The following is a 695-nucleotide window of genomic DNA, read 5'->3' as shown; positions in this document are numbered from 1 at the left end:
TTCCATCGGGCCAAGCTCTAGCTCTCAGACTAAAAATAGCGCGCAACTCATTTAAGCTTAAAGTGTCGGTTAGCGTGGAGAGATGAGTGATAACAGACTGCGCGTTCGCTGATTCACTGACATGACCGCCTGAGTCATCAGCATAACAGGTACGGGCGAGCGACAGTTGGAAAACTGCAATCAAAGAAATATAAATGATAAAGGACTTTATCCACATGATTACAAAGGTAGACCATAATCTGTGGATTGCCAAAGCCACAAACCTAAACACGCGTGGTTTTACACTTTAATAACATAGCTCTGAGTTTTAAGAGCAATATGGAGATATAAACAAGAATGGCCCGCCCTTCAGGATTCGAACCTGAGACCTTCCCCTTAGGAGGGGGACGCTCTATCCAGCTGAGCTAAGGGCGGAAAAATAGGCGCAGGAATAATAGCGAGCAAATGAGTCAGGCTCAAGTGGAAATTACACGTTGCAACAGATTATTCCCATACAATTGAAGCCAGGACTTGCGATACCCACTGTTACCTACGACTAGGACAGTGCCTTAACCTTCGTTTGTAAACTTTGGAAGCGTTTGTATTGCCTATGCTGAGCAGGAATATGCTTAACATTGTCCAAGCATTGCTCACACTTTGCTTTGAGCTGAGGGTTGCCACCTTGCTGTCGAATTTGTTTTAGCATTACCTGGACG

At 44.9% G+C, this 695-nt stretch carries 1 protein-coding gene and 1 tRNA gene; both read right to left on the bottom strand.

Going from position 1 to position 695, the window contains the following annotated elements; translation table 11 throughout:
- A partial coding sequence (locus A3763_RS29825) for a hypothetical protein (RefSeq protein WP_231872332.1) occupies nucleotides 1-253 on the bottom strand: 253 nt, incomplete at its 3' end.
- Nucleotides 254-337: 84 nt separating this feature from the next.
- Nucleotides 338-414, bottom strand: a tRNA-Arg gene (locus A3763_RS26015).
- Between the last annotated feature and the right edge of the window lie 281 nt (nucleotides 415-695).

The organism is Oleiphilus sp. HI0128 (genome assembly GCF_001635365.1).
This window is presented reverse-complemented; position numbering and strand designations above follow the sequence as displayed.